The sequence below is a fragment of the Deinococcus aestuarii genome (assembly GCF_018863415.1).
GTDB lineage: Bacteria > Deinococcota > Deinococci > Deinococcales > Deinococcaceae > Deinococcus > Deinococcus aestuarii.
On sequence record NZ_JAHKSN010000010.1, the window covers coordinates 135,558 to 160,000 of the forward strand.

Annotated in this window: 31 protein-coding genes (1 of these 31 only partly in view); 24 read left to right on the plus strand and 7 right to left on the minus strand. The window is 67.1% G+C overall.

Going from position 1 to position 24,443, the window contains the following annotated elements:
- The first annotated feature begins 11 nt into the window (after positions 1 to 11).
- The 9 genes from IC605_RS13565 to purL all read left to right on the plus strand — a co-directional run bounded on the left by IC605_RS13565 (position 12) and on the right by purL (position 7,483).
- Complete coding sequence (locus IC605_RS13565; RefSeq protein WP_216324951.1) at positions 12 to 605, plus strand: peptidylprolyl isomerase; 594 nt, start codon at positions 12 to 14, stop codon at positions 603 to 605.
- A 164-nt stretch (positions 606 to 769) separates the two neighbouring features.
- Positions 770 to 1,351 carry a Jag family protein gene (locus tag IC605_RS13570; RefSeq protein WP_216324953.1) on the plus strand — a complete coding sequence of 194 codons (582 nt, stop codon included), beginning with the start codon at positions 770 to 772 and terminating at the stop codon, positions 1,349 to 1,351.
- A gap of 71 nt (positions 1,352 to 1,422) precedes the next feature.
- Positions 1,423 to 2,286, plus strand: coding sequence for a peptide chain release factor N(5)-glutamine methyltransferase (gene prmC, locus IC605_RS13575; RefSeq protein ID WP_216324955.1), 864 nt, complete (start codon positions 1,423 to 1,425; stop codon positions 2,284 to 2,286).
- Positions 2,287 to 2,533: 247 nt separating this feature from the next.
- Entirely contained in the window at positions 2,534 to 3,244 is a 711-nt protein-coding gene (gene purC / locus IC605_RS13580; RefSeq protein ID WP_216324957.1) for a phosphoribosylaminoimidazolesuccinocarboxamide synthase, read from the plus strand.
- Positions 3,245 to 3,443: 199 nt separating this feature from the next.
- Complete coding sequence (purS, locus tag IC605_RS13585; RefSeq protein WP_216324977.1) at positions 3,444 to 3,710, plus strand: phosphoribosylformylglycinamidine synthase subunit PurS; 267 nt, start codon at positions 3,444 to 3,446, stop codon at positions 3,708 to 3,710.
- Positions 3,707 to 4,078, plus strand: a complete 372-nt coding sequence (locus tag IC605_RS13590; RefSeq protein WP_216324980.1) for a cupin domain-containing protein — start codon at positions 3,707 to 3,709, stop codon at positions 4,076 to 4,078. The genes purS and IC605_RS13590 overlap by 4 nt, the downstream gene beginning before the upstream one ends.
- 11 nt (positions 4,079 to 4,089) lie before the next feature.
- The gene (gene purQ, locus IC605_RS13595; protein ID WP_216325092.1) at positions 4,090 to 4,761 is read left to right on the plus strand and encodes a phosphoribosylformylglycinamidine synthase subunit PurQ; all 672 of its coding nucleotides are present in this window, start codon (positions 4,090 to 4,092) and stop codon (positions 4,759 to 4,761) included.
- Entirely contained in the window at positions 4,758 to 5,228 is a 471-nt protein-coding gene (locus tag IC605_RS13600; RefSeq protein WP_216324983.1) for a DinB family protein, read from the plus strand. Before purQ ends, IC605_RS13600 begins: the two co-directional genes overlap by 4 nt.
- Positions 5,225 to 7,483, plus strand: a complete 2,259-nt coding sequence (gene purL / locus IC605_RS13605; protein ID WP_216324998.1) for a phosphoribosylformylglycinamidine synthase subunit PurL — start codon at positions 5,225 to 5,227, stop codon at positions 7,481 to 7,483. The genes IC605_RS13600 and purL overlap by 4 nt, the downstream gene beginning before the upstream one ends.
- A gap of 74 nt (positions 7,484 to 7,557) precedes the next feature.
- Here the strand turns inward: purL and IC605_RS13610 are convergent, their stop codons facing one another.
- Entirely contained in the window at positions 7,558 to 8,007 is a 450-nt protein-coding gene (locus IC605_RS13610) for an endonuclease domain-containing protein (RefSeq protein WP_343216615.1), read from the minus strand.
- Here IC605_RS13610 and purF point away from each other — a divergent pair.
- Together purF and IC605_RS13620 are read left to right on the plus strand one after the other, a co-directional pair.
- Complete coding sequence (purF, locus tag IC605_RS13615) at positions 8,006 to 9,424, plus strand: amidophosphoribosyltransferase (RefSeq protein WP_216325095.1); 1,419 nt, start codon at positions 8,006 to 8,008, stop codon at positions 9,422 to 9,424. The two genes, IC605_RS13610 and purF, sit on opposite strands and share 2 nt — an antisense overlap.
- A 50-nt stretch (positions 9,425 to 9,474) precedes the next feature.
- Entirely contained in the window at positions 9,475 to 9,687 is a 213-nt protein-coding gene (locus tag IC605_RS13620) for a BrnA antitoxin family protein (RefSeq protein ID WP_216325099.1), read from the plus strand.
- A gap of 39 nt (positions 9,688 to 9,726) precedes the next feature.
- Here the strand turns inward: IC605_RS13620 and IC605_RS13625 are convergent, their stop codons facing one another.
- Together IC605_RS13625 and IC605_RS13630 are read right to left on the minus strand one after the other, a co-directional pair.
- On the minus strand, positions 9,727 to 10,584 hold the full coding sequence (locus IC605_RS13625; protein WP_216325004.1) for a DUF4435 domain-containing protein: 858 nt from the start codon (positions 10,582 to 10,584) through the stop codon (positions 9,727 to 9,729).
- Positions 10,585 to 10,615: 31 nt separating this feature from the next.
- Positions 10,616 to 12,040: an AAA family ATPase gene (locus IC605_RS13630; RefSeq protein WP_216325006.1), complete on the minus strand. Its 1,425-nt coding sequence runs from the start codon at positions 12,038 to 12,040 to the stop codon at positions 10,616 to 10,618.
- Positions 12,041 to 12,115: 75 nt separating this feature from the next.
- Here IC605_RS13630 and IC605_RS13635 point away from each other — a divergent pair, with 75 nt between their 5' ends.
- Positions 12,116 to 12,592, plus strand: coding sequence for a hypothetical protein (locus tag IC605_RS13635; RefSeq protein WP_216325009.1), 477 nt, complete (start codon positions 12,116 to 12,118; stop codon positions 12,590 to 12,592).
- On the opposite strand, the gene IC605_RS13640 is transcribed toward IC605_RS13635, so the two are convergent.
- Together IC605_RS13640 and IC605_RS13645 are read right to left on the minus strand one after the other, a co-directional pair.
- Positions 12,587 to 12,931: a type II toxin-antitoxin system PemK/MazF family toxin gene (locus tag IC605_RS13640; protein ID WP_216325013.1), complete on the minus strand. Its 345-nt coding sequence runs from the start codon at positions 12,929 to 12,931 to the stop codon at positions 12,587 to 12,589. The genes IC605_RS13635 and IC605_RS13640 overlap by 6 nt on opposite strands.
- Positions 12,928 to 13,158, minus strand: coding sequence for a ribbon-helix-helix domain-containing protein (locus tag IC605_RS13645; protein WP_216325016.1), 231 nt, complete (start codon positions 13,156 to 13,158; stop codon positions 12,928 to 12,930). The genes IC605_RS13640 and IC605_RS13645 overlap by 4 nt, the downstream gene beginning before the upstream one ends.
- Positions 13,159 to 13,224: 66 nt before the next feature.
- On the opposite strand from IC605_RS13645, the gene IC605_RS13650 reads away from it, so the two are divergent.
- The 11 genes from IC605_RS13650 (at position 13,225) to mutY (ending at position 20,243) form a co-directional block, all read left to right on the plus strand.
- Positions 13,225 to 13,461: a type II toxin-antitoxin system VapB family antitoxin gene (locus tag IC605_RS13650; protein WP_216325019.1), complete on the plus strand. Its 237-nt coding sequence runs from the start codon at positions 13,225 to 13,227 to the stop codon at positions 13,459 to 13,461.
- Positions 13,458 to 13,799 (plus strand): type II toxin-antitoxin system PemK/MazF family toxin, encoded by a 342-nt coding sequence (locus IC605_RS13655; RefSeq protein WP_343216616.1) that lies wholly within the window; start codon positions 13,458 to 13,460, stop codon positions 13,797 to 13,799. Before IC605_RS13650 ends, IC605_RS13655 begins: the two co-directional genes overlap by 4 nt.
- A gap of 45 nt (positions 13,800 to 13,844) precedes the next feature.
- Positions 13,845 to 14,054, plus strand: coding sequence for a YwbE family protein (locus IC605_RS13660; RefSeq protein WP_216325025.1), 210 nt, complete (start codon positions 13,845 to 13,847; stop codon positions 14,052 to 14,054).
- 74 nt (positions 14,055 to 14,128) lie between these two features.
- The gene (locus tag IC605_RS13665) at positions 14,129 to 14,419 is read left to right on the plus strand and encodes a Rho termination factor N-terminal domain-containing protein (protein ID WP_216325028.1); all 291 of its coding nucleotides are present in this window, start codon (positions 14,129 to 14,131) and stop codon (positions 14,417 to 14,419) included.
- Between the two features lie 115 nt (positions 14,420 to 14,534).
- Positions 14,535 to 15,350 carry an AfsR/SARP family transcriptional regulator gene (locus IC605_RS13670; protein ID WP_216325031.1) on the plus strand — a complete coding sequence of 272 codons (816 nt, stop codon included), beginning with the start codon at positions 14,535 to 14,537 and terminating at the stop codon, positions 15,348 to 15,350.
- A 359-nt stretch (positions 15,351 to 15,709) separates the two neighbouring features.
- Entirely contained in the window at positions 15,710 to 16,174 is a 465-nt protein-coding gene (locus IC605_RS13675) for a CBS domain-containing protein (RefSeq protein WP_216325034.1), read from the plus strand.
- Positions 16,171 to 16,326, plus strand: coding sequence for a hypothetical protein (locus tag IC605_RS13680; RefSeq protein ID WP_216325037.1), 156 nt, complete (start codon positions 16,171 to 16,173; stop codon positions 16,324 to 16,326). The genes IC605_RS13675 and IC605_RS13680 overlap by 4 nt, the downstream gene beginning before the upstream one ends.
- A gap of 1 nt (position 16,327) precedes the next feature.
- Positions 16,328 to 16,885, plus strand: a complete 558-nt coding sequence (locus IC605_RS13685; RefSeq protein ID WP_216325039.1) for a cytochrome c oxidase subunit II — start codon at positions 16,328 to 16,330, stop codon at positions 16,883 to 16,885.
- A 10-nt stretch (positions 16,886 to 16,895) separates the two neighbouring features.
- The gene (locus tag IC605_RS13690; protein WP_216325041.1) at positions 16,896 to 18,635 is read left to right on the plus strand and encodes a b(o/a)3-type cytochrome-c oxidase subunit 1; all 1,740 of its coding nucleotides are present in this window, start codon (positions 16,896 to 16,898) and stop codon (positions 18,633 to 18,635) included.
- 31 nt (positions 18,636 to 18,666) lie between these two features.
- Complete coding sequence (locus tag IC605_RS13695; RefSeq protein ID WP_216325043.1) at positions 18,667 to 19,083, plus strand: c-type cytochrome; 417 nt, start codon at positions 18,667 to 18,669, stop codon at positions 19,081 to 19,083.
- 122 nt (positions 19,084 to 19,205) lie between these two features.
- Positions 19,206 to 20,243 carry an A/G-specific adenine glycosylase gene (gene mutY / locus IC605_RS13700; RefSeq protein ID WP_216325045.1) on the plus strand — a complete coding sequence of 346 codons (1,038 nt, stop codon included), beginning with the start codon at positions 19,206 to 19,208 and terminating at the stop codon, positions 20,241 to 20,243.
- Positions 20,244 to 20,567: 324 nt separating this feature from the next.
- Here mutY and IC605_RS13705 read toward each other — a convergent pair whose 3' ends face one another.
- Together IC605_RS13705 and IC605_RS13710 are read right to left on the minus strand one after the other, a co-directional pair.
- Positions 20,568 to 21,920: a M20/M25/M40 family metallo-hydrolase gene (locus IC605_RS13705; protein ID WP_216325047.1), complete on the minus strand. Its 1,353-nt coding sequence runs from the start codon at positions 21,918 to 21,920 to the stop codon at positions 20,568 to 20,570.
- 196 nt (positions 21,921 to 22,116) lie between these two features.
- Positions 22,117 to 23,193: a LacI family DNA-binding transcriptional regulator gene (locus tag IC605_RS13710; protein ID WP_216325049.1), complete on the minus strand. Its 1,077-nt coding sequence runs from the start codon at positions 23,191 to 23,193 to the stop codon at positions 22,117 to 22,119.
- A 74-nt stretch (positions 23,194 to 23,267) separates the two neighbouring features.
- Here IC605_RS13710 and IC605_RS13715 point away from each other — a divergent pair, with 74 nt between their 5' ends.
- A protein-coding gene (locus IC605_RS13715; protein WP_216325051.1) for an MFS transporter crosses the window boundary here: on the plus strand, positions 23,268 to 24,443 show its 5' portion. 33 nt of this gene lie beyond the right edge of the window; only the first 1,176 of its 1,209 coding nucleotides appear in the window; it begins with the start codon at positions 23,268 to 23,270; its stop codon lies beyond the right edge, outside the window.

The window sequence follows — 24,443 nt, forward strand, 5'->3', positions numbered from 1 at the left end:
CAATGCCCCCCATGACCTCCCAGGACTCCTACCAGCCCCAAGGCTTCTCGCAGACGCCCGAACTGTCGGGCGAGCGCAAGACCCAGTTTCGTCAGGCGCCCGAACTCGGCGACGGCATCGACCCCGGCAAGGACTACCGCGCCGTGCTGGAGACGAGCAAGGGCCGCGTCGTGGTGGAACTCTTCGCGGACGAGGCGCCCGTGACGGTGAACTCCTTCGCGTACCTGATCCGCCACCACTACTACGACGGGATCAAGTTCCACCGGGTGATCGACGGCTTCATGGCGCAGGGCGGCGACCCGACGGGCACGGGCACGGGCGGTCCCGGCTACAAGTTCGACGACGAGATCAACGACCAGCGCCACAGCGGCAAGGGCATCCTGAGCATGGCGAACGCGGGCACCCAGATGGGCCGGGGGACCAACGGCTCGCAGTTTTTCATCACCTTCACGGCCACGCCGCACCTCGACGGGCGGCACACCGTCTTCGGGCGCGTGGTGGAGGGGCTGGACGTGCTCGACCGCCTCACGCGCATCCAGCCCGGAATGCCCGGCACGCCGGACGTGATCGAGCGGGCGTACCTCGTCGAGCGGCCCCAGGAGTAAGGGCGGGACCAGAGGGCGAAGGCTCCCCGCGCGGGCCTTCGCCCTTTCCTGTGCACCGGGGAGGACGGGATATGGAGCGCAGGCCGCGAGCTTTGCCGGAGGTTGCCGTGCCTTAACGCTGGGCGGTGGGAAAGGCGTGAGAGGGGCGGGATAGACTGTTGAGCATGGATAACCGCACGAACCTCGACGACTACCTCGCGGGGCTGGGGATCGCGGGCGCGGACGACGTGGCCCCGCCGCCCCCCGCGCCGGACGCGCCCCAGGCCGCCCCCGCCCTGGAGGCCGCGCACGAGGACCCCCGCGCGGTGCTGGAACGCTTCCTCCGGGGCCTGGTCAGCCGCATCGACCCGGACCTCTCCGTGACCGTGCGCGAGGTCGAAGACGCCCTGGAAGCCGAGATCACCGGGGAGAACGCCGCCCGGCTGGCGGGGCGCGACGGGCGGACCCTGGGGGCCATCGAGGTCATCGCCTACACGGTCCTCGCCAAGCAGGCGGGGAGGAGCGACCTGCGGGTGCGGGTGGACGTGGGCGGCTTCCGCAGGCGCCAGGCCGATACCCTCGCCAAGCTCGCCGAGCGGCTGGCCGTGCAGGTCGCCAAGAGCGGCGAGCCCCACGAACTCCAGCCCATGCCGCCCGCCGAGCGCCGCGTCATCCACATCGCCCTCAAGGAGCACCCCGACGTGATGAGCGAGTCCATCGGGGAGGGGGCCTCCAGGCGGCTGGTGATCAAGCCCCGGCACGGGTAGGGCAAGCTGGCGCTCGCCACCCCCCACCCAAGCTCCCCCGCAAGGGGGAGGAGTAACAAAGCGCGGTTCGTGTGTCTGACTCCCCCACTCCACCCCTCACCCTCCGCGCCTGGCTGCTCCACGCCGCCCATCTCCTGCAAGAGGCGGGTGTGCCGTCTCCCGAGACGGACGCGCGGGTCCTGGTGCTGCACACGTTGGGGCTGAACGCCTCAGCGCTCCTCACGCAGGGCGGGGAAGTGGTGCCCGGGGCGGAGGCGGAACGGCTGGCTGAGATCATCGAGCGGCGGGCGGCCCGCGTGCCCCTCCAACATCTCCTCGGCGAGGTGGAGTGGGGGGGCGTGCGGCTGAGGACGGACGCCCGCGCGCTGGTGCCCCGCCCCGAGACGGAATGGCTGCTGCACCTCGCCCTGGAGGCGTTGCGCTCCGTCCCCACCCCGCGTGTGCTCGACGTGGGAACGGGGACGGGGGCGCTCGCGCTGGGCGTCAGGGCGGCGAGGCCGGACGCCACCGTCACGGCGACCGACCTCAGCCCCGGGGCGCTGACCCTCGCCCGGGAGAACGCGGCGCTGAACGGGGTGGACCTGACCTTCGTGGAGGGGAGCTTGCTCGCGGGTCTGCCCGGCCCCTTCGACCTGATCGTCAGCAACCCGCCCTACCTGCCCGAGGGAGACCGGGCGGACGCCGACCCCGAGGTGCGGCACGACCCCGAGCTCGCCCTGTACGCGGGGGCGGACGGGTTGGCGGTGGCGCGGCCCCTCGCAGCCCAGGCAGGCGCGACCCTTCCCCCCGGCGGGGTGCTGCTGCTCGAACTCGACCCGCGCAATGCCCCCCAGTTCGCCGCCGAACTGCGGGCGGAGGGGTGGCGGGCCGAGGTGCTGCCCGACCTCGCCGGTCGGGAGCGGTTTGTGCGGGCGCGTCAAAGCCCACCCTCCTGAACAGCCTCACACCGCCACGCGCCGGGTGATGGTAGGGTGACGTACGGCAACCGCCGGTTGCGACCCAACCTTCCGCGTCCTGTGAGACGCCCCGCGAGCCCTGACCGTGACGCGGTAAGCCCGCCCGAGAGGCGGCGATGGAGAGCCCCAGCATGACCAACCCCGCGACCCCCGAGCGTCGCCCCGAACCTCTTGGGGTGGCGCCCGTCCTCCTCCCTTCCCCAGCGACCTGCTCCCCGGAGCCGACATGAAGCGCGAGCCCCTGTACGAGGGCAAGGCCAAGCGGGTCTACGCCACCGCCGACCCCCACGAGTACGTCGTCGAGTACAAGGACGACGCGACCGCCTTCAACGGGGTCAAGCGGGCGCAGATCGGCGGCAAGGGCGCCGTCAACAACGCCATCACCGCCCACCTCTTCCCCCAGTTGGAGGCGGCGGGCATCCCGACCCACTTCATCGAGCGCGTGTCGGACACCGAGCAGCGTGTGCGGGCCGTGACCATCGTGCCCGTCGAGGTCATCGTGCGGAACGTGGCGGCGGGCAGCTTCTCCAAGCGGCTCGGCGTGGAGGAGGGCACGCCCCTCGCCCGGCCGGTCGTCGAATACTGCTACAAGAGCGACGCGCTGGGCGACCCCCTGATCAACACGGACACGGCGATTGCCCTCGGCTGGGCGAGCGAGGAGGACCTGGGGCGCATCCGCGAACTCGCGCTGAGGGTGCGGGACTTCCTGACGCCCTACTTCGCCTCGCGCGGCATCCGATTGATCGACTTCAAGCTGGAGTTCGGCAAGACGCCGGGCGGCAGGGTCGTCCTCGCCGACGAGATCAGCCCCGACACCTGCCGCTTCTGGGACGCCGGGACGGGAGAGAAGCTCGACAAGGACCGCTTCCGCCGCGACCTGGGCGGGGTGGAGGAGGCGTACGCGGAGATGCTTTCGCGCGTGACCCGCGAGGTTTAACCGTTCAACCGTCTGCGGCGGAGCGCAAAAGGGTTGTCATGCTGAGCGGAGAAACATCCCAAGACTGAGGAACCCTTCGCGGAAGTTACCCTTGAGCGCAGCGAAGGGCTCAGGGTCACAAGCTTTCTGAGCGTCGCCCCAAAGGTCAAACAGCCAAGGCCTTCGCGGTTTGCCTGTTCGACCGCTTCCAAGGAGCCCCATGCCCACCTACCACGCCAAGGTCTTCGTCACCCTCAAGCCCTCCATCCTCGATCCCCAGGGGCGCACCGTCGAGCGGGCCCTGTCGCACCTCGACCACGCGAACGTGGCGGGCGTGCGGGTCGGCAAGTACATCGAGCTGACGCTCTCGGGCGAGCAAACGGCGGTCGAGACGCAACTCGCCGACATCACCCGGAACGTGCTGAGCAACCCGATCATGGAGGACGTGCGCTGGGAGCTTGAGCAGGCCGAGCCGGTGGGCGCATGAGCACGCCCCGGACCGTGAGCTTGCAGGAGAAGTTCGACCTCTTCACCGAGCACTGGTCGCCCAGGATCGTCGGCGAGCTGAACGGCCAGCAGGTCAAGCTCGTCAAGATCAGCGGCGAGTTCGTCTGGCACGCCCACGAGCACGAGGACGAGCTGTTTCTGGTCACGCGCGGCACCTTGCGGATGCGCTTCCGCACCCACGAGGTGCTCGTCGGGGTGGGCGAATTCATCATCGTGCCGCGCGGCGTGGAGCACCAGCCCGTCGCGGACACGGGAGAGGTCTGGATGCTGCTCTTCGAGCCCGCCTCCACCGTAAACACCGGCACCGCGGGCGGCGAGCGCACCGTGACCGAGCTGGAGCGGCTGTGACCGGCTCTGGCATGAAGGTCGCCGTCATCCAGTTTCCCGGCTCCAACTGCGATGCCGACGCCCTGCACGCCGCGCGGCTGACCCTCGACCCGGACGCTCAGTTCGTGTGGCATACCGAGGGCGGCCTCCCCACGGGCACCGACCTCGTGCTCCTGCCGGGCGGCTTCTCCTACGGCGACCACCTCCGCTCCGGGGCCATCGCGGCGCGCAGCCCGATTATGGCGGCGGTCAAGGAGCACGCCGAGCGCGGCGGCTACGTCCTGGGCGTCTGCAACGGCTTTCAGGTCCTCACCGAGGCGGGCCTCCTCCCCGGTGCCCTGAGCCGCAACCGCGAGGTGCACTTCGTGTGCAGGCCCGTCCACCTGCGGGTGGAGAACGCGGGGACAGCTTATACGAGCGCGTATAGGCCCGGCCAGATCATCGAAATCCCCATCGCGCACGGCGAGGGCAACTACTACGCCGACGCCGAGACGGTCGCCCGGCTGGAGGACGAGGGCCGGGTGGCCCTGCGCTACGTGGACAACCCCAACGGCTCGCTGAACGACATCGCCGGAATCGTGAACGAGCGCGGCAACGTGCTGGGCATGATGCCCCACCCCGAGCGGGCGGTCGAGGCGCTGCTGGGGAGCGAGGACGGACGCGGCATCTTCGAGTCGCTGAAGGGCGTCCCGGTGGCGCGGTGAACGTCCAGACTTTTCTGGCGGAGGCCTTTGAACAGGAACTGGCGATGTTCCGTGCCGGGCTGGAGGGCGTCCCTGAGCCGACCTTCAGCACGCCGCACCTGGGGCACAGCCCGGCTTGGCACGCGCTGCACATCGCCGAATGGCTGCGCTTCTTCGCCCTCCAGGATTTCAGCCCCAGCTACGCCCACCTGGGCTGGGAGGACGCGCCCTGGATGCCGGCCCTGCGCGGCACGCCGCCCGTCACCGAAACGGACGGAAAGGATGCCGTTCTGGCGGAACTGGACCGGGTGGGCACCCTGATCGTCACCCATGTCCGCACCCCGCGCGACGACCAGTGGCAAGACCGGCTCCGCTCTCCCGCCGCCCCCACCGGGGAACGGGCCCGCCTGACCGGCCTGGGGATGCACCTGCGCCACGTCGCCTACCACCGGGGGCAACTCAAGCTCTCCCTGAAGGACAACACATGACCACCCCTCCCCCCCAAACGCCCTCCCTCCGCGACCGCGCCCCCACCTTCGGCCTTACCGAAGGGGAATACGACCTCCTCGTCTCCGGCATCGGGCGGGAGCCGAACGCGCTGGAGGCGGCCATCGTCGGGGCGATGTGGTCGGAACACTGCGGGTACAAGAACTCGCGGCCCCTCTTTCGCGCCTTTCCCACCACGGGGCCGCAGGTCCTCCAGGGGCCCGGTGAGAACGCGGGCGTGGTGGACATTGGCGAGGGCTGGGGGGTGGCCTTCAAGATGGAGAGCCATAACCACCCGTCCGCCGTCGAGCCCGTGCAGGGGGCGGCGACCGGGGTGGGCGGCATCCTGCGCGACATCTTCGCGATGGGGGCGCGGCCCTTCGCGGTGCTGGATTCCCTGCGCTTCGGCAACCCCGACTCGCCCCGCACCCGCTTCCTGGTGAACGGTGTGGTGGAGGGCATCTCCCACTACGGCAACGCCATCGGGGTGCCCACCGTGGGCGGCGAGGTGACCTTCCACCCCTCCTACCAGGAGAATCCGCTTGTGAACGTGATGGCCCTGGGCCTCCTCCGGCACGAGGACCTGGCGAAGGGAACGATGGGCGCGGTGGGCAACCAGATCGTCTACGTCGGCTCCAAGACCGGGCGCGACGGGCTGGGCGGCGCGGTGTTCGCCTCCGCCGACCTCAGCGACGCCTCCCAGGCCGACCGCCCCGCCGTGCAGGTGGGCGACCCCTTCATGGAAAAGCTGCTGCTGGAGGCGACCCTGGAGGCGATTCAGGCGGGCCTCGTCGCAGGCGTGCAGGACATGGGCGCGGCGGGCCTCGTCTCCTCGACGTGCGAGATGGCGTACCGGGCGGGCCTCGGCATCACCATGAACCTCGACCTCGTGCCCACGCGCGAGACGGGCATGGTGCCGATGGAACTCTGCCTGAGTGAGTCTCAGGAACGGATGATTCTGGTGCCCGTGCCGGGGCGGGAAAAGGAACTGCTGGACCTCCTGGCGAAGTGGGAACTCGACGTGGTGACCATCGGGGAGGTCGAGGCGCACGACCGCTACCGCCTGACCTGGCGTAGCGAGGTGGTGTGCGACCTGCCCGTCGCCCTGCTCAACGAGGCGCCCAAGTACACGCGGGAGGGCGTGGAGTCCGAGGAAATCCGGGCCAAGCGCGAGCGCGACCTGAGCGGCGTGCCCATGCCCGGCGACCTCGGCGCGGTGCTGGTGGACCTGCTCTCGCACCCGACCATCGCCAGCAAGCGGCCCATCTTCGAGCGGTACGACCACCAGGTGATGACGAACACGGTCGTCGCCCCCGGTGCCGCCGACGCCGCCGTGCTGAGAATCAAGGATTCGAGGCTGGGGGTGGCCGCCACCTCCGACTGCAACCCGCGCTTCGTGTACCTCGACCCCTACCTGGGGGCCGCCGCCGCCGTTGCTGAGGCCGCGCGCAACCTCGCCTGCGTGGGGGCGACGCCGCTGGCGATCACGGACAACCTCAACTTCGGGAACCCGCTTAGGACGGACGTGTACTTCCAGCTTCAACAGGCGGTGCAGGGGATCGCGGACGCCTGCCGCGCCTTGAACACCCCAGTCACGGGCGGCAACGTCAGCCTCTACAACCAATATGTGGAGGAGGGCCGCACCGTCGCCATCCACCCCACCCCGACGATTGGCATGGTGGGCGTGCTGCCCGACGTGACGAAGCGGGCCACCCTGGCGCTGAAGGAGGGGCCGCACAGCCTGTACCTGCTGGGGCGCCACGCGGAGAGCATTGGGGCGAGTCAGTATCTGGAGACGATTCACGGGCTGGAAGCGGGGGAGGTGCCGCCCCTCGACCTCGACCTGGAGGCGCGGGTGATCGCCGGGACGCTCGCCCTGATCCGCGCGGGCCTGACGGAGACGGCGCACGACTGCTCGGAAGGCGGATTGGCCGTAGCCATCGCCGAGATGGCAATCGCGGGCGGGCGGGGCGTGAAGGTGACGCTCGCCGCACCTGAGGGAGTCCGCCCCGATGCCCTCCTCTTCGGGGAGGCACACAGCCGCGTGGTGGTGGCCGTTCAAGTCGGGCACGAGGACGAGGCGCAGCGGGTGCTGGACGAGTTGGGCGTGCCTTACACCGTCATCGGGGAGAGCCTGCCTAGTTCGGGTGGGGAAAGCGTCGCCATCTCGGTTTCGGGGGCGAACGTACACTTGAGCGTGAATCTTGGGACGCTGACTGAGGCTTATACGACACCGCTGCGGGGGATTTTGGGGTGATAGGCGAGGGCGTTGGTCACACGCCCCCTCACCCCCGGCCCCTCTCCCACGAGGGGAGAGGGGAGCAGGGCGGCTTAGGGCAGGTGGGTTTGGATGACCTGCACGACGCCTTCGAGGTTGGAGTGGACCTCGTTGTTCCAGAAGCGCAGGACCTTGAAGCCTCCCGCCTCAAGGAATTGAGTGCGAACCAAATCATAGGCACGGGCGCCTTCCTCGGCGTGCTGGCTGCCGTCGAGTTCAATGACCAAGTGCGCCTCGTAGCAGACGAAATCCACGATGTAAGGCCCAACGGGCTGCTGTCGTCGAAACTTGAAGGTCAGGAAACGGTTCCGCAAGACCCGCCAAAGCATCTGTTCTTCGGGCGTCTGCCTTTCCCTCAAAGCTCGCGCTTTGACCGTCTCCCGCCGCATCCTCCGCGTCGCCACACCGAAATCTACCCGCCTGCTCCCCTCTCCCCTCGTGGGAGAGGGGCCGGGGGTGAGGGGGCGTGTGACCAACGCCCTCGCCCCAAAGGACCCCACCATGCTCTTTGACCCCGCCACCGACAAGCCGCAGGACGAGTGCGGCGTCTTCGGGCTATACTCGCCCGAACCCAACGACCTCGCCTGGCTGACGTACCTCGGCCTCTTCGCCCTGCAACACCGGGGGCAGGAGGCGGCGGGCATGTGCGTCTCGGACGGCGAGAAGTTCCACGTGGACAAGGACCTGGGGCTGGTGACGCAGGTATTCGACGAGCGGCGGCTCGACGGCCTGCGCCTCGCCAACGCCCGCGTCAGCATCGGGCACGTGCGCTACTCGACGACGGGCTCGAACCTGCGCTTCAACGCCCAGCCGCTCACCACCCGCACGAACAAGGGCATCCTGGGCCTGGCGCACAACGGCAACTTCGTGAATGCCCGTGAGGTGCGCAACGCGATGCTGATGGAGGGCGCCCTCTTCCAGACCACGAACGACTCGGAGGTCATGCTCAACCTGATCGCCCGCGAGAGTCACATGGACCTCGTGGAGGCGACCGCCGCCGCCATGCGCAAGCTGCGGGGCGGGTACGCCTGCGTGCTGATGAGCCGCACCCAACTCCTCGGTTTCCGTGACCCGCACGGGGTCCGTCCTTTGGTGATCGGGCAGCGGGACGACGGGGCGTGGGTGCTCGCCTCCGAGCCGTGCGCGCTGTACGCGGTGGGCGCGCGGCTAGTACGGGACGTGCAGCCGGGTGAACTGGTGTGGATGGACAGAGACGGCCTGCACTCCCTGATGGTGGAGCCGAAGAGGCCCACGCCCTGCGCCTTCGAGTGGATCTACTTCGCGCGCAGCGACGGCGAGCTGGACGGGGTGGACACCCACGCGAGCCGCATCCGCATGGGCGAGAGGCTGGCCCGCGAGCGCCCGGTGGAGGCCGACATCGTGGTGCCCGTGCCCGACTCCGGCATCGGGGCGGCCATCGGGTACGCGCGGGAGAGCGGGATTCCCTTCGACTACGGCCTGTACAAGAACCCTTACGCGGGCCGCACCTTCATCGCCCCCACCCAGGAGGCGCGCGAGCTGAAGGTCAAGATGAAGCTCTCGCCCACCAGCGCCGTGCGGGGCAAGCGGGTCGTGCTGGTGGACGACTCCATCGTGCGCGGCACCACCAGCCGCCAGATCGTGAACCTGCTGCGCGAGGCGGGGGCGCGCGAGGTTCACTTCCGGGTGAGCAGCCCGCCCATCAAGCACCCGTGCTTCTACGGCATCGACACCGCCGCCCGCAAGGAACTCGTCGCCAGCACGCATACGGCGGAGGAGATTCGGGAATTGATCGGCGCCGATACCCTCGCCTTCATCAGCGAGCGGGGCCTACGGGAAGCCGTGGGCGGCCCCGGCCTGTGCCTGGCGTGCTTCAACGGCGAGTACCCGGCGGGAACGCCCCTGCTGAACGACGTGGACAAGCTGGCGCTAGAGGTCTGAGCCAAAAAGGAACTGACCGCTGTGTACACTGCCCTTCAGGACGAGGGGCAGTGTTTTTCTTTCCCCGCTTCGTCCTCCGCCAGCGGCCCCGGCAACCGCGCCAGCCCAAAGCCACCCACGTCACCACCCTGCGCCTGGACGAGGACATGGAAAAGCGGCTCAAGCACGTCGCCGCGCTGAAAAAGGTGCCGTACCAGACGCTGCTCAAGCAGTTCGTGGGCGAGCGGCTGTATGAGGAGGAGAAGCGGTTGGGAGTGATTTAGGGATTAAAGGCAATAGCGTATATTTGGAAGTAGATTTTCTTATACAAGCATCCTATCTAAATATTCGCGAAAGGGATGTGACAAAGGAGTCCTTAGTGCTAAGTAATTCACCAATCCAGTATCGCTATTTTCAAATCTGTAGCTAAAGTTAGGGTCGATCAATTTACAAACTTCGAGCAACTTATCAAGAAATAGACGCACAAATTCCAACTCAAACTTTCCCCTAACATAAGCCTTCGGGTTTGCTCTTTTCATAGTATCCTCAATATCTGATATGCATTGGGCATCAAGGCTACCCGGATTGGTTATCCCCGCTCTTCGATACATTTTGTTTAAATAATCCTGCTCAATGAATATATTCAAATTGTCATCAAATTTAAAGTACGTCTTAACTTTTATCCTGCTCAATTCACAATTATTATCTATTTTATAACATGCTACAACAGCGTGGAATCTTCGTAGCAGTAAACTGAATTTCCTCCAAGCGTATATGAACTTCTTCTTAATAATTTGATAATTTATATGGACTCTTCCTTTGAATATTCCACTCCTCCAGAGTCTTGATAGAGGCTCTGTGTCAATCAACAGATTCTCGTAGGAGTGCGTAGGTGTTACAAAAAAGTCAGTATTAAGAATGGGACTGCCAATATAATCGTGCAGGTCCTTATCAACTATATAAATAGATTTGTTAGAATTTAGAAGCGTCCTATTCCTCACCTTATTGTACGTTGCTATTACGCCATCTCTGTTACCACAATATATGTATTCGTATTTTATAGAGGGATCGTACTTCTCTATTTGAAAATCATAAAATGCTGAGTCAGTAGCACCTTCTACAAATACAAACAGTGTCCTACTTTCCTTCGCATTCATCCTTACGAAGTCGTTCCATGCCACTGATTGAGATTGTCTTTCCGATCTGAGATAATCAAGAAACGACATTACTTTCCTCAAATTCAGCCATATCGTGTGAATACACGTCCATTTTATTGTCGAAAATGAATGGCGAGTGCGTAACTGCAAATAGGCCCTCTACTCTTCCAGATTCGGATACATCCACAAGTAGCTTCTTCTGCCACGGCAGAGACAGCGACAACTCAGGCTCATCTATAATAAGAAACATCCTCTTTCTGTCGGATAGGTAAATGTGGGAGAACAGAGAGACTATTTGTTTTTCACCAGATGATAAATCTTTCAAATCAATCTCATCCTCCTTATTATATAATTCAACAAGACTGTCGGACACAAAAAACATTGAGTTTTCGTTAGGAAGATACGGTTTTCTATGATAGAACTTCACCGTGTAATTGCTAGGATTGTACAGAACAAATTTATCTATAAAGTAACTATTTATAAGCTCGGCGAATTGATAAATGGGTCCTGCCTCCCTAGATTGTTGCAGAAAGACATCAACAAGCCTAGAAACGAAACTCATAACTATCTTCTCGTGGTCGTCTAGCTTTTTTCTTGATTTTAGATTACTCATTATTGATTCTATCTGACTTATATCCACAAAGCCTTTCACGTGCTCGTTCATGTCTTGCAACATCTTTACGTACATAGGGAAAAGATTTTTGTCATAGGTGATATCTAGATAATTGCGAGACATAATGTCGGTCAGATAATTTCTACTTAGGTTTATCAGTTTCTCTGTTAATGAGGCCCCAAGTCTATTAGAATGAACTTCCAAAAGGCTTTTGACGTCGCTCATACCAAATTCGACAAACTCTATATAATTTTTTGACTGGGGAGACCTTCTTTGTATAATATCACTAAAACTGTGACTCATCTCCGGAAAAATTAGTCTTATGTCTTGCTCTATTCGTCTATAAGTAGGCATATAAACTATTTGGCAATCAATTGACTCATCGATCAACCTATTTATATCACTTACAACGCTCTTGTTTAACGTGCTGCGGCGCCTCTGTAAGTAATCCCTTACATAAGTTAGAGGAATACCTGATTCCCCAGATATATCCCTAGCTGCAATCACATTACTCTCAAAGGTGCTGCCTTCATACCTTCCGCTATTCATTATTTCATGGATAAAACTGTCATAAGGTCCCTCTGAATCACTATCGGTAAACATTCGTTCTTTATGAATTACTATTGGGCTCCTGCCCCTAAATTTAAGCTCTATTCTACTGAAGTGAAAATTAGACAGTTTGTGCCATTGCTTTGTAATTGTGTAGTAGAAGATTGACAAAATAGTGGTTTTACCTCTGCCGTTTTCTCCTACTAGGATAAGTTGTGATTCGCGAAATCTAATTCGAACATTTCTACTTCCATATAAATCATGAATATAAAATTCCTCTACTGGTCTCGTTCCGCTTCGCCTTTGGCTCTTAGTCACAGGAAGAGCATATCTCCTAGACGGCCAGAATGAAAAGGTAAATTGTAGGACTCGTCGTAGCACCTGAGGCAGCAGATGACCTTCTCCCTCCCCCTCTCCTCCCCCGACCTCCGCCACGCCCTCGCCCGTGTTCACCCTCCCCCCGGCGCCCGCCTCTCCTGCATCTGGGCGGCGGAGGCCGAGGCCGACCCGGGGGAGGACGTGCCGCCCGGCGTGCGGGCGTGGTGGCTGTCCCTGACCCGGGAGTTGCTGGGCGGGCCGGGCTGGGGGCGCGTGGTGCTGGTGCAGGACGCGGGGTATCGGTGGTTCCGAATGCGGTACGACGTGCATGAGGCGACGCCCGAGCGGGTGCTGGCAGCGGTGGAGGGGGACCACGGGGCGCCGTCGTCCGCCGGGTCGTTCACGCTGGCATGGGGGGCGAGCGTGGAGCGCGGGTGGGTGAGCTGCCGGGGCGCGGCGTTCAGCGTGGGCGATCAGCTCGGGGTGTGCCTGTACGCCGTGCCGGATGATCTGGAGCGGCTGGGGGCGTGGGTGCCGGGTGGGTGGTCATAGCCCCAGATGCACTCGCAGTTTTTCATCCAACTCGGCCATCAGGTCATCCGGTACATGACCCAGCCGTTTGATTAAGCGGCTGACGTGCGTGGCCCGCGTTGCTTCCACCTGTGCCTTGCTGTCGTGGTCGAGCCCGGTGCGCTGATTAGGCAGGAGGACGTTGGTCACATACAAGCGTGCCACGTTGCTTGTCAGGGGAACGGTCATCAACAGGTGTGTGTTGGCGTTCGCAGCGTTGTTAGTCACGACGATGCCAGGGTGTGTTTGCGCTGCTTCGCCTTCCCGTCCGTCGGGCCGGTAGTTGATCAGCCAAACATCGCCGCGCCGAATGAGCCTCACCCATTCTCCAAACCGTCGAGGTTGTCGGCGGGGTAGGTCTCGCGTCCGCTCTGTTGCGCTTCGCCAAGTTCCCGGTAGGCGTCCTGTAAGGTCTGATCACGCAGGGCGCGAACAGCTTCAGCCAAGGCGGCGCTACGTGACCCGAGCTTGTGAGTTTCCTGGTACCTATCCAGAAAAGCGGCAAGGTCGGAGGGCAAGGTGGCACTGATGCGAGTGGCATTATTCATGCCACCGATAGTACCAACAGTCCCGCCCATCGGCACCCTTGGGTATAACTAAGTTATACTCCGGCCATGAAGACCGCCATTTCCCTCGACGACCAGACTTTTGCGGAGGCTGAGGCGCTGGCGCAGAAGCTGCGTCTCACCCGCAGCGAACTTTACCGGGCAGCCCTCCGCGAGTTTTTGGCTCGGCATAGTGGCGAGGACGTGACGGCAGCACTCGACCGCGTGTATGGTGCAAATCCTGAGCAGGACGATGACTTTCGGCAGGAGGCGGCGCGTCGAGCGTTCGAGGCGAACGAGTGGTGATCGCTCGCGGCGAAATCTGGTGGGCCGACCTGGGCGAGCCCGTCGGCAGCCGTCCAGCTTACGTCCGCCCGGTGCTGGTGGTGCAGGCCGACAGCTTCAACCGAAGTCGCATCGCCACCGTCATCGTCGCCGTCATGACGAGCAATCTTGCGCGAGCGGCTGCCCCTGGCAACGTCCTTTTAGAAACCAACCGAACGCGCCTCCCGAAAGACAGCGTGGTGAACGTGTCTAGCCTCGTTGCCCTGAACAGGGCCGAGCTGACGGAGCGGGTCTCGGAACTGAGCGTGAGCGCGATGCAGGAGGTAGACGCTGGGTTGCGGCTGGTGTTGGGCCTGTAACCCGTGATGGAAAGCCGCCCGCTCCCCCTCCCCTATCCTCCCCCCATGACCCCTCCCCGCTCCCAGATTCGCCCCGGTGTGACCGTGGACATCGTGCAGAAGCAGGACCAGCCCACGGGCAGGCTCACGCGCGGCGTGGTGGCGCAGCTTCTCACCCGGTCGGCCACCCACCCGCACGGCATCAAGGTCCGCCTCACGAGCGGGCAGGTGGGCCGCGTGCAGGCGGTGGTCGGGGGGAAGGGGCAGGGGGCTTGAGGCCAACGCTTCTCTACCCGCCCCTCATCCCCCTCCCGGGTGCCCGGCTTACGGTGCGCGTGAGGGGGTGGACCATGCCCGAAGCCTGGAGCGACAGGGACGAGCGGCAGTACGCACACGTCAAGGAGAGCGAACTCGCACGCGGCGAGCCGGAAGACCGTGCCGAGGAGATCGCCGCCCGCACGGTGAACAAGCACCGCCGCCAGGAGGGCCGCACGCCCAACAAGCGGACCCAGGGCACGGGCAACCCGAACGCCCGGCTCTCCGACCTCACCCGCGACGAGCTGTACAACCGCGCCAGGGAAAAGGGCATCAAGGGCCGCAGCGGCATGAGCAAGGCCGAACTGGTCGCGGCGCTGGGCTGAACCGGGCAAAAAAGGAACGCTCCCCAGCCGGAAGGTCGGGGGCGTTTTCCTTGGTGAGAGCGGGACAACTGCCTCCCGTCCAGGGTGCATCATACAAGTGAAAGGAGTCACAAGTATGACCGCTCCCGCTCCCATTTCCGCCGCCCTCTTTCTCCACACGCTCGGAGACAGCGTGGTCACGCTGGACGGGCAGCCGCTGACGTGGCCCGCCCACAGCGCGGAGGAGTTGCTGTGGTACCTCCACGCGCACGAGGGCGGGGCGTACCGGGCGGACGTGCTCGCGGAGTTGTGGGGGCTGGAGGACACGCCCGCCGCCGCGAACCGCTTCCGGGTGGCGCTGTGCCGGTTGCGGGCGACGCTGGGAAGCGCGGACGCGGTGACGGAGGTGCGCGGACGCTACGCCCTGCACCCGGCGATCCTGGCCCAGAGCGACACCGCCGCCCTGCACGCGGGGCTGTTGGGCGCCCGCTTCGCCCGGGACGACGCCGAGCGCGAGGAAGCCCTGCGGCGGGCGCTGGCGGTGGCAGACGGGGACTACCTGCCGGGCGTGCGCGGCGACTGGGCCGACGCGGCGCGGGCGCACCACCGGGCGGCGCGGGTGCGGGCGTACGTGGCCCTCGCCACGCTCCACTGCGCGCGGCGCGAATGCCCGCTGGCGGCGCTGGCCCTGACCCGCGCGGTGGAGTGCGACCCCCTGATCGGCGAGGACCACCACCAGCGCCTGATGACCTGCCTCGCCGCCACGCGCGGCAAGTACGAGGCCGTCGAGCACTACCGCCGCTACTGCCGCTACCTGCGCGAGGAGGTGGGCGACACCCCCATGTCCGAGACCGCCTGCCTCGCCGAGCGCATCAAGCAGGGCGAGGTCCCCTGCGCCGACACCATGCTCGCGGCCCCGGCGACCGGTTCCCTTCCCTTCCTGGGGAGATAGAAAGGCCCAGAGCGTTTGACGAAAGAAGAGTCGTCACCCTGAACGAAGTGAAGGGTCTCGACCGGCAGGTTGGAGATGCTTCGCTCAGCCTGACAGTGTTCCGGTGTCAATTGCCCTGACTCGGCTCCACGGTCTTTGGTTGCAGGCGGGAGGGACGCTTTTGAGCTCCTCTGCTGCGCAACGCTACGAGCCCCTCTTGAGGGGGGAGGCCGGGTGGGCGTGAACGGGCCGGGCGGCCGAGAACAGCGAGAATCCCTGGCCCTCTCCCCGTGACTCCGCCAATCAAGAGAGGGCGTCTTTCTTCCCGGTAATGCCCCCGTAACAGCCCGGCGGGAGCCTCGATCTATGGAGGCTTTCCTATGCATGTCGCCCGGCTGATGTCCCGCTCCCCCGTGACCGTCTCGCCCGACGCCAGCGTTCCCGAGGCCGCCCTGCTGATGCGCCAGCGGGGGATTCGCCGCCTCCCTGTGCTCGAAGAAGGCAGGCTGGTCGGCATCGTGACCGACCGCGACCTGCGCGAGGCGATGCCGGGCCGCACGACCACCCTCAGCATGTGGGAGGCGACCACCCGCCTCGCCGCGATCACCGTGGGGGAGGTCATGCGCCGGGGTGTGGTCACCACCCACCCGGAAGCCGACGCGCGGGACGCCGCCTACACCCTGTTGCGGCACAAGATCGGCGGAATGCCCGTGGTGGACGACGCCGGAACGCTGGTCGGCGTGATCACCGTGACCGACCTGCTGCACGACTACGCCCGCACGCCGGAGCCGGGGACGAACGCGCCCGTCGAGGGTGACGCGGTGGGCGAGGAGGCCCGCGCGTGAGTGACCGCTCCCGCTCCACCCACCCCGCCGAGGACGCGGACAACGCCCCACACGCCGTTCCACGCGGCACATTGATGGTGATTGCCACCCTGCTCCTCGCCCTGATCTTCCTGTGGATGCTCGTCCTCGGCATCCTCCAGGGGCGGGCCTGACGTGGCGGCTCCTGATCGGCCCGCGCGGCGGCTCGACCACCACACCCTCGCCCTGTACGAGCACATCTGGCTGGGCATCGCCGTCGTGCTGCTGCTGCTGCTCTTCGCCAGCGTGTTCGGCAGCATGATCACGGGCACCTTCCCCCTGCTGCGGAGTACGGGCGGCGGGCACGCGAGCGGGGTGAGCAGCGGGCGGCTCGATCCGAACAACCTCGCCGCTACGCCCTTCGCCCAACCCGGGCTGCGGCAGAACGCGGACGGCACCCTCGAAGCCTTTGTGGTCGCCCGCGCCTTCAACTTCGAGCCCGCCGTGCTGCGCGTGCCCGCCGGGCAGCCCGTGACCATTCACGTGACCTCCGCCGACGTGGTGCACGGGTACAACGTGACGGGCACGAACATCAACGCCGAGATTCTGCCCGGGCACGTGGCGAGCTTCACCCTCACCTTCCGCCGCCCCGGCGAGCAGCACGCGATCTGCAACGAGTACTGCGGCATCGGCCACCAGAGCATGATCAACCGCGTGATCGTGGACCCGCCCGCCGCGCTGACCCGGCCCTAGGAGAAAACCTGTGACCACCCCACCCCTCCGGCCCTCCGTGCCGCTGGTGTCCGGCCCCCGTGTGGACGCCTCACCGGACGCGGCTTACCTCGCCAGCCTGAAGAAAGTCACCCAGTATTACGTCGTGACGGGTTTTCTGGCCCTCCTGATCGGGATTCTCCTCGGCCCGCTCCAGGCGCTGAACTACGCGGGCATCAACGTCTACGACTCTCCGCTCCTCAAGGCGCTGATCAAGTCGTACTACCAGGGGCTGACCCTGCACGGCGTTCTGAACGCCCTCGTCTTCACCCAGTTCTTCATCAGCGGCTGGATGCTGTACCTCCCTGTGCGTGACCTGGGCGCGCGGATCAACCTGCGCTTCGCCTGGTTCACCTACCTCCTGATGACCGCCGGGCTGCTCACCGCCGCCGTGCCGCTGCTGACGAACGACGCGACGGTGCTCTACACCTTCTACCCGCCGCTGGAGGGCAGCCCCCTCTTCTACATCGGCGCGGGGGTGATGGTGGGCTCCAGCCTGCTCGTTGCGGGGCAGGTCGTCCATATGTGGTGGCGCTGGAAGCGGGAGAACCCGGGCCGGGTCACGCCACTCGTCGCGTTCGGCAGCGTCGCCACCTGGCTGATGTGGTCCATCGCGGCGCTCGGGATCGTGGTCGAGGTGGTCGTGCTGCTGATTCCCTGGTCGCTGGGGCTGACTTCCGGGGTGGACCCGCTGCTCGCGCGCACCCTCTTCTGGTGGACGGGGCACCCCATCGTCTACTTCTGGGTGCTGCCCGCCTATATCTCGTGGTACGCCTTCTTGCCGCGTCAGGCGGGGGGCCGCATCGCCTCCGAGCCGCTCGCCCGGCTGGCCTTCGTGCTGTTCCTGATCTTCAGCGTGCCGGTGGGGCTGCACCACCAGTACGCCGACCCCAACATCTCGAACACCTGGAAGAGCATCCATATGCTCCTGACCTTCCTGGTCGCCGTGCCCAGCCTGCTGACCGCCTTCAGCGTGGCGGCGAGCCTGGAGGACGGGGCGCGGGCGCGGGGGGGCCGGGGGCTGGTGGGCTGGATAGGCCGCCTCCCCTGGGGCAACGCCTCTTTCAGCGCGCAGGTGCTCGCCATGACCTCCTTCATCTTCGGGGGGGCGGGCGGGATCGTGAACGCGAGCCTGGCCTTCGGGCCGGTCGTGCACAACACCGCCTGGATTCCCGGGCACTTCCACATCACGGTGGGCACGGCGACGACGCTGACCTTCATGGGGGTGGCCTTCTGGTTCGTTCCGCACCTGACGGGTAAACGGCTCTTCGGCCCGCGCCTGGCCTCGTGGTCGGTGTGGCTGTGGTTCGTGGGGATGATGCTCTTCGCGGTCGGGATGCACTGGCAGGGCCTGCTGGGGGTGCCGCGCCGCTCGCAGATGAGCACGACCGCGCAGGACGTGTACCGCGAGATGAACCTGGCGATCCCGCAGGCGCTGACAGGCCTGAGCGGCGTCGTGCTGCTCGTCGGCGGGCTGCTGTTCTTCTGGGTGCTCTTCCGCACGCTGCTCTCGAGGCGGGTGCAGGACGGGGACGCGGTGCCCATCCCCTCCAGCGAGGCGATCAGCCCGGCGGGGGAAGACCTGAAGACGGCCAGCCTGCTCGTCCGGCGCACCGAGCCGCTGCTCGCCATAGCCGTCTTCGCCTTCTTCCTCGTGCTGCTGGTGTATCTGCCCGTCCTCGGCCCGATGATCGCGGACGCGCAGCTCGTCCCCGGAATGAGGCTGTGGTGACCGGGCCCTTTCCCGAAAGGAGGCTTTCCCCGTGAGTGACGACCGTTTCTTCACCGGGCGCGAGATCGCCGCCGCCCTGACCTTCGTGGTGCTGGGCACGCTCATCGGGGTGACCTCATACCGCGCCGGGCTGAACATCGCGGGCGAGGGCGCGGGGGCCGTGGTTGCCGCCTCCACCACCCCCGCCCCGCCCAACGGGCAGACGCTGTACGCCGGGAACTGCGCCGGGTGCCACGGGGCCCAGGCCCAGGGCGGGGTCGGCCCCGGCCTCGCGGAGACGAAGGGGTGGTCGCTCGCGGACTTCGGTCAGGCCGTGTTGCACGGGCAGGCGCCGGGCGGGCGAACCCTCGCGCCCGTGATGCCGCGCTTCGCGGACACCGGGCTGGACGGGGCGCCCCCGACCGACGACCAGATCAAGGTATTGCATGAGTACCTCAAGGGCTTGTAACCACCCCACCTTCCTCGGGCTTCTGCTGGTAGGTACTGCCGGGCAGACGCCCGGTCTCCTTTCGCCCGACATTGCCGCGACGGCTGCCTTTGCCCGCGGCCCCGTCTTCTACACTTCCCCCCGTGACCCTCTCCCCCGCCGACCTTCCGGCCGTGCGCGCGGCGCTGCTGGCCTGGTTTGACCGCGCCGGGCGTGACCTGCCGTGGCGCGTGGGGGCAGAGGGGAAGCGCGACCCCTACCGGGTGTGGGTGTCCGAGGTGCTGCTCCAGCAGACCCAGGTGGCGCGGGGGCGGGTGTACTTCGAGCGGTTTCTGGCGGCGTTCCCGACCGTGGAGGCGCTGGCCGCCGCGCCCATCGAGGCCGTCCTCAAGGCGTGGGAGGGGTGCGGCTACTACGCGCGGGCCAGGAACCTGCACCGGGCGGCGGGCGTGATCGTGCGGGAGGGGATGCCGACGACCTACGGGGGCTGGCGGGCCCTGCCCGGCGTGGGGCCCTACACGGCGGCGGCGGTTGCCAGCCTCGCCTTCGGGGAGGCGAGGGCGGTCAGCGACGGGAACGTCCGGCGGGTGCTCGCGCGAATCCACGGCGAGCGGCAACCGACTTCCATCTGGGTGCAGGCGCGGGCCGACGACCTCCTCGACCCCGCCCGCCCCGGCGCCTTGAACGAGGCGGTGATGGACCTGGGGGCGACGGTCTGCACGCCGAAAAACCCGCGCTGCCCCGAGTGCCCGGTCTCGGCCTGGTGCGCGGCCTTCCGGTCGGGCGAACCCGCCGCCTTCCCCGCCCCCAAGGTGCGCGCCGCCGTGCGCGAGGTCCGCGCCGTGGCCCTCCTGCTCGGCGACGAGAAAGAGGCCGTGCTCGAACGGCGGGAGGGGACCCTCCTGGGCGGGTTGATGGGATTGCCGACCGAGGTCGTCGCGGAAGGGACGCGGGAGGAGGACACCCTCGCCCGCCTCGCCGCGCGGTTGGGGGCGACCGTGACGGGTGAACTGGGCCGCGTCACCCACACGATGACGCACCGGCTCGTGACGCTGACGGTCTACGGGGGGCAGGGGGGCCCGGAGCGGAGGCCGGTCGCCGACGCCGCCCTCTCCCGGCTGGATCACAAGGCGCTGGAATTGTGGCGGGCGCGGCAGGAATCGCTGTTCGCGGAGGTTTGAAGGGGGCGACGGGTGCGGGGTGCCCTTCCGCATCTCGGCGGAAGCAAGGTGGCAGGACGCTCCGGGTGGGCTTGGGGGCCAGGCTCGTTTCCCAGCCTCTCCCACAGGGGGGGAGGAGCTAGAAGCGCGGGAGCTTTTGCGCTGTTCAACACATCTATCCAGACGCCCCACCCTTGTCCGCGACTGGACGCTCCTGGCCCGCGACAAGACCGAATCCTGCACCTCGTAGGACCTGTCCACACCCGCCGCCCGTGTGCCCTGGCCCAGCGCCGCGTCACTCCCCTCCTCCCTCGGTGGGGTGGGGCAACGCCTTCCAACCCGACCTCACTCCCCGCGGCTCAAGCCCTCCAGCAGCGCCACCCCGAACACCACCCCCTTCTCGAAGTGATCGCGCACGATGTTCTCGTTCGGCGCGTGCACCCGCCCCCCGACATTCCCGATCCCCGCCGCCACACAGGCCACCCCCAGGGCCTGAAAAGGGTACATCGGCCCGCTGCCCCCGCTGGAGGGCTGCACGACCGGCTCGGCCCCGTGCGCCTCCCGCGCGGCGGCGACGCAGGCCCGCACGAACGGATGCCCGGCCTCCACCCGCGCGGGCTTCTGGTGTGCCTCCAGCTCGACGAGCTCCACGTCCGTCAGGCCCTGCGCGTCCAGGTGGGCACGCAACAGCCCGAGCACCCGCGCCGGGTCCTGCCCCGGCACCAGCCGGAAGTCGAGCTTGACGAAGCCGTGGGCGGGCAGGACCGTCTTGCTGCCCTCCCCCCCGTACCCGCCGCCCCAGCCGTTGACGTTGACGACCGGGGCGAGGTTGAGCCGCCCGTGATAGGCCGGGCCGGTGGCGAGCGGGCGGGTGACCCCATACGTCTCACGCACGGCCTGACCGTCCCCGGGAATGCGGGCGAGGGCCGCCAGGTCCGCCGCCGAGGGCTCCCGCACGTCGTCGTGGAAACCGGGAATGGTCACCCGCCCCCCGTCGTCGCGCAGGGAGGCGACCGCCCGGGCGAGGCGGTAGAGGGGGTTGTCGATCACCGCCCCCAGGCTGCTGTGCAGGTCGGAGGCCGCCACCCGGCAGCGCAGCTCCACGCACATCACGCCCTTGAGGCCGAGGGAGAGAACCGGGCGCCCGTCAGGGTCGATGCTGCCGAACTCCCACCAGCAGCCGTCGGCCCGCAACTCCTGCGCGTGCTCGGCGACGAAACGTTCCAGGCTGGGGCTGCCGACCTCCTCCTCGCCCTCGATCAGCCAGCGGACGCGCAGGGGGAGCCGCCCGCCGTGCCGCTCGCGCACCGCCCGCACGGCGGCGAGGCGGGCGGCGAACTCACCCTTGTCGTCGGAGGCGCCGCGGCCGTACAGCCGCCCGTCCCGCTCGGTCAGGGTGAAGGGCGGGCTCTCCCACAGCTCGGCGGGGTCTTCCGGCTGCACGTCGTAGTGGTTGTAGATCAGCAGCGTGGCGGGCCCTTCCCCCGCCTCGGCGACGAGGACGGGCGCGACCTCACCGGGATACGAACGCACGGTAAAGCCCTCGGCCTCCAGCAGCCGGGTCACGAAGGCCGCCGTCTCGGGCAGCATCCGCCCCTGCGCCGACACGCTTTGCAGGGCCACGAGGTCGCGCAGGTCCGAGAGGCCGCGCCCGATGTGGGTGGAGAGGTCGGCCGGGGTGGGAAGGGAGGAGGTCATGGGGGCAGGGTAAGGGATAGGACGGCCCTGGGGACGCCCTCAACCCGACTCCACCGCCGCCCACGTCCGCCCGGGCTGTTCCGCGCGCCACCGGGCCACACCGCCGGAGGCCCGGCACGCCTCTCCCGACGGCCCACGTCACCTCCTCACCCTGGAGGTGACGGTGCAGCCCCAGGCCGCGCGCGGAAGGCCCCCGTCATGACCGGGGACCGGGCACAGCCACCCCCGCCGTGGTCCCCCGCACGACGAGCCGGGTGGGCAGGGTCACGTCTCCGGGGCCCTCCCCGTCCAGCAGGGCGAGGATGGCCGCGCCGACCCGCGCGCCCTTCCCGGTCGTGGGCTGCCAGACGGTGCTGAGGTTCAGGGCCGCGCTGCTGGGCAGGTCGTCGAAGCCCACGAGGCTGAGGTCTTCCGGCACCCGCCGCCCGAGGGCCTGGGCCGCCCGCAGCGCCCCCTGCGCGAGCACGTCGCTCATGCACAGCAGCGCGGTAACCTGCGGGAAGGCGGCGAGCAGGGCGCGGGTCAGCCGCTCGCCCTCCTCGGGGGTGTTCTGGGCGGCCTCGGTGATCAGCAGGTGTGCGCCCGCCGCCCGCGCCGCCTCCCGGTAGCCCCGCAGGCGGGTGGCGGTCGTCGCGTACAGGGCGCGGGCCTCGCGCTCCGGGCTCACCGGGCCTCCCCGGCGTTCCGGCGAGAGTTCGAGGCTCAGCACCCCCAGGTGACGGTGGCCCAGGGCCGTCAGGTGCCGCGCCGCCTCCCGCGCCCCCCCGGCGTCGTCGATCCCCACCCGCGAGGCCCCCGGCTGCGGGGCCTGATCCACCAGCACGGTCGGCAGCCCCCGGCCCAGCACCGCCCGCAGCAACTCGCTGTCCTCGGCGGCGCAGTACACGACGAAGCCGTCCACGCTGGCGGTCTGCACGGGCCGGGTGCCCCCCGGACTCGCCAGCAGCAGCAGGCTCAGCCCCCTTTCCTGAAGGGCGCGCGCCACGGCCCCCAGGAAGAGGGCGGCGGCGGGGTCCGCGAAGGCGTACTCCAGGGGCGCGTCGTAGACGACCCCGATCACGTTCGTCCGTCCCCGCCGCAGGCTGCGCGCGAGGGGATCGGGCCCGCCGTAGCCGAGTTCGCGCGCCGCGCCAAGCACCCGCTCGCGCAGCTCCGGGGAGAGCTGGTCGGGCCGGTTGTACGCGTTGCTCACCGTGGCGGGCGACACCCCCAGCCGGGCGGCCACGTCGCGCAGGGTGACGCGGCGGGCCGGGGGCGGCTTGGCAGGGCGCATGGCCGGATGCTAGCGTAAGCCCCGCGTGTCTGAATCGATTCAGATGACCACCGCCCCCCGTTTCAGGAGTTGCCATGACCGAAGTGCCCGTCTTCCCCGGTTCCCCCCTCCCCACCCGGCGTGCCGAGGTGGCCCGGCACGCCCTGGGGGTCGTCTTTCTGACGAACGGGGTGATGTTCGCCACCTGGGCGGTCAATATTCCCGGGGTGCGTGACCACCTGCGGCTGAGCGACGCGCAGCTCGGGGTGGCGCTGCTGGCGGTGGGGCTGGGCAGCCTGGCGACCATGCCGCTCACGGGGGGCTGGACGGCCCGCTACGGCAGCCACCGGGTCACGCAGGTTTCCACCGTGGCGTGCCTGCTCGCCCTCGCGCTGCCCTTTCTCGCACCGAACCTGGGGCTGCTCGTGCTCGCGCTGGCGGTGCTGGGGGCGGCGAACGGCGCGATGGACGTGTCCATGAACGCGCAGGGCGTGACGGTCGAGCGCTCGCTGGGCCGGGCGGTGATGAGCCGCTTTCACGCCTATTTCAGCCTGGGCAGCGTGCTGGGCGCGCTCCTCGGGACCGCCCTGATCGGCCGGGTGCCCATGCTCGCGCACGCCCTCGGGGTCGTCGCCGTGACCACCGTGGCGGGCGTTCTGGCCGGTCGCCTGCTGCTTCCCGACCGCGCGGCGAGCCCGGCGCCGGGGACGGCCGAGGCTTCCAGCTCCTCCGCCAGCCGTGTTCCCCACCTCGGTCCCGCCGTGCTGCTGCTGGGCGCCCTGTGTTTCCTGGGGATGCTCTCCGAGGGGGCGAACTACGACTGGGCCGCGCTGTATTTCCGCGACGTGCTGAACGTGACGGGCGGAAGTGCCGGGATCGGTTACACGGCCTTCGTCGCTGCCATGACGCTCGGACGCTGGTTCGGCGACCGGGTGCGCGGCCGCCTGGGGGACGAGCGGACGGTGAGGGGCGGCGCCCTGCTCACCGCGCTGGGGCTGGGGCTGGCCCTGCTCGTGCGCGAGCCGCTGCCTGCCGCCGTGGGGTTCGCGCTCTCGGGCCTGGGCCTGAGCAATGTGGTGCCCGTCATGTACGGCGCGGCGGGGCACGCCCTCGCGGGCCGGGGCATCGCGCAGGTAGCGACCATCGGGTACGCGGGCTTCCTGCTCGGCCCGCCCCTTATCGGCTTCGTTGCCGAACACGTCGGGCTGCCCGCCGCCCTCGGGATCGCCCTCTCCGGGGCCGCCCTGGTCGCGGTGCTGGGGGGACGGGCT